This window comes from Spirillospora sp. NPDC049652, from assembly GCF_040675125.1.
Lineage (GTDB): Bacteria > Actinomycetota > Actinomycetes > Streptosporangiales > Streptosporangiaceae > Spirillospora.
Genome location: NZ_JBFAOF010000854.1, coordinates 1 through 3,138 on the forward strand (window position 1 = coordinate 1; position 3,138 = coordinate 3,138).

The following is a 3,138-nucleotide window of genomic DNA, read 5'->3' on the forward strand; positions in this document are numbered from 1 at the left end:
GACGGGGCCTGCGCGGCCCGTCCGCGCCGTCCGCCGCGCTGGGGGTGCTCAGCGCGATGGAGGCGAAGGTCGCCGGCCTCGTCGCGGAGGGCGCGACCAACCGCGAGATCGCGGCGCGCCTGTTCATCAGCGTCAAGACGGTCGAGGCCGCGCTCACCCGGACCTACCGCAAGCTCGGCGTCCGGTCGCGCGTGGACCTCGCGCGTCTCGCCTCGTCCCCGCACCACCCCCCGCAGGATCCCCCCGCGCGCGGCGAGTAGGAACCCTTTCCCGACCCTGCGCCTCCCCGCGCCCCGCCCGGAACGTTCCCGGGGCCGCCGACGTGCGAGGTCACCGGGGCGCTGTGTCCCGTTCATGTGGGTGTGCGTAGGGATATCCCTAACGTTCGTTCTTCGGTCTTCCTTGGGCGAGTTGGCGCGCTGACACTGCCGTTGATCCGAGATGCGGCGAATTCCCCGTTATGCCGTGAAAGGAGCTCCCCGCCCCATCCCCCCACCGCCCCGCCCGGGGCGCGCCGCCCTCGTTCCCCCGTTCCACCCCCGCCCGCCGTTCCCCGCGGCGGGCCTCTGCCCACCAGGCGAGAGGGAACCGATCCACATGACCCCACGTCGTATCGTGACGGTGTCGAGCGCGGCCGTGATCGCCGCGGCCGGCTTCGTCGCCCTCCCCATGCAGGCCCAGGCCGCACCCAAACCGAAACCCGGTATGGCGGCCGGACCCTCGTCCTTCACCAAGGACGACTTCACGGTCAACCCGTCCCCCGACACCCGCAAGGCGGCCATCAAGAACGCCGAGAAGGCGCTCGCCGCGCACCCCGCGCAGGCGCACGCCAAGTCCGGCCACGCGTTCGTGCCGCGCACGGTGGTCGTCGACAAGAAGGGCGCCGCCGACGTCCGCTTCGACCGGACCTACAAGGGGCTGCCGGTCTACGGCGGCGACCTGGTCGTCCACCTGAAGCCGGGCGGCTCCTACAAGGAGATCGACACCAACACGCGCGAGACGCCGGCCGTCCCGACCGCGCCGTCGATCAGCGCCAAGCAGGCGCAGGCGACCTCGCGCGGCCAGGTGCACGGCAAGGTGAGCTCGGTCGAGGCGCCGCACCTGGCGATCTGGAACCAGGGCCGGGCCTCCCAGCTGGTGTGGGAGACCGTCGTCCGGGGCGTCCGGACCGACCAGACCCCGACCGTCCTGCACGTCCTGGTGGACGCGCACAAGGGCAAGGTCGTCACCAAGCGGGACGAGGTCAGCTCGTTCCTGTCGCCCGCGCAGGCGGCCAAGCTGGCCAAGGCCCGCAAGGCCAAGGCCAACGAGGGCATCCTCACCGCCGGGACCGGTAACTCGATCTACAGCGGCACGGTGTCGATCGACCTGACCCAGTCCGGCAGCACGTGGTCGATGAAGGACCCGTCGCACGGCAACGGGACCACGACCAACCTGAACCACGCCACGAGCGGCACCGGGACGGTCTTCAGCAACTCGACCGGGACGTTCGGCAACGGCACCAACAGCGACCCCGCGTCCGCCGGTGTCGACGCGCACTTCGGCGCGGCCAAGACGTTCGACTACTTCAAGAACGTGCACGGCCGCAACGGCATCTTCGGGAACGGCGCCGGCGTCCCCTCGCGCACCCACTACGGCAACGCCTACGTGAACGCGTTCTGGGACGGCTCGCAGATGACCTACGGCGACGGCTCGGGCAACGCCCGCCCGCTCGTCGAGATCGACGTCGCCGGCCACGAGATGAGCCACGGTGTCAGCGGCGCCCTCACCGGCTGGGACGAGACCGGTGAGACCGGCGGCATGAACGAGGGCACGAGCGACATCTTCGGCACGATGGTGGAGTTCTACGCCAACAACTCCGTGGACACGCCCGACTACACCATGGGCGAGCTCATCAACATCAACGGCAACAACACGCCGCTGCGCTACATGTACAACCCCTCGCTCGACGGCGCGTCGCCGAACTGCTACTCCAGCAGCAACGGCAGCCTCGACCCGCACTACTCGCTCGGCCCGCTCACGCACTGGTTCTTCCTGCTCGCGGTCGGCTCCGGCGACCACGGCTACGGCAACAGCCCGACCTGCAACAACACCACCATCACCGGGCTGGGGAACAACAAGGCCGAGAAGATCTGGTACCGGGCGCTCGCGTCCTACGCCAACAGCTCCGAGAACTACGCGCAGGCGCGCGTCGACTCGCTGAAGGCCGCCGCGGACCTGTACGGCACGCACTGCACCGAGTACAACACCGTGAACGCCGCCTGGGCGGCGGTCAGCGTCACCGGCACCGACCCGGTTCCCGGCACGTGCGGCGGCCAGCCCGGCTCGCCGCAGGTGACCAACCCCGGCAACCAGACCGGCACCGTCGGGCAGGCCGCCAGCCTGCAGATCAGCGCGACCGACCCCGGCGGCTCGGCCCTGACCTACAGCGCCACCGGGCTCCCGCCCGGCCTGTCGATCAACGCCTCCACCGGCCTGATCTCCGGCACGCCGACCACCCAGGGCACCTACTCGGTGACGGTGACCGCCAAGAACACCGCCGGGAACAGCGGGACGGCCACCTTCACGTGGACGATCAACCCGCCCGGCGGCGGCACCTGCTCCAGCCCCGGCGAGAAGGTGACCAACGGCGGCTTCGAGACCGGCACCACGCCGTGGACCACCACCTCCGGCGTCCGGTCGGCCAACGGCAGCGGTGAGAGCGCCCACTCCGGCACCTACTTCGCGTGGCTGGACGGCTACGGGACCACGCACACCGACAGCGCCAGCCAGTCGGTGACCATCCCGTCCGGGTGCAAGGCCTCGCTGACCTACTACCTGCACATCGACACCAGCGAGAGCGGCAGCACCGCGTACGACAAGCTGACGGTCAAGGCGGGCTCCACGACGCTGAAGACCTACAGCAACGCCAACGCGGCCAGCGGCTACTCGCTCCAGACCGTCGACCTGTCCGCCTACGCGGGCCAGACGGTGACCCTCTCGTTCTCGGGCACCGAGGACGCGTCCCTGCAGACCAGCTTCGTCATCGACGACGTGTCGGTGAACGCCTCCTGACGTCGCCGGGCGCCGGCCGCCGTCCCCCCGGGCGGCCGGCGTCCCTGACGGAGCCGGCCTGCGGACCGGCCCGCCCGGCGGACC

Annotated in this window: 2 protein-coding genes; both read left to right on the top strand. The window is 70.8% G+C overall.

Features of this window, described 5'->3' with window-relative positions; translation table 11 throughout:
• Positions 1-260, top strand: a 260-nt coding sequence (locus AB0J52_RS33820; RefSeq protein ID WP_500186951.1) for a helix-turn-helix domain-containing protein, incomplete at its 5' end; no start/stop codon positions are given.
• Positions 261-597: 337 nt separating this feature from the next.
• Positions 598-3,054, top strand: coding sequence for a M4 family metallopeptidase (locus tag AB0J52_RS33825; protein ID WP_500186952.1), 2,457 nt, complete (start codon positions 598-600; stop codon positions 3,052-3,054).
• Positions 3,055-3,138: the final 84 nt, after the last annotated feature.

Excerpts from the sequence above, each read along its gene's own strand:
- AB0J52_RS33825 (WP_500186952.1), top strand. The coding sequence starts at position 598 with ATGACCCCACGTCGTATCGTGACGGTGTCGAGCGCGGCCGTGATCGCC.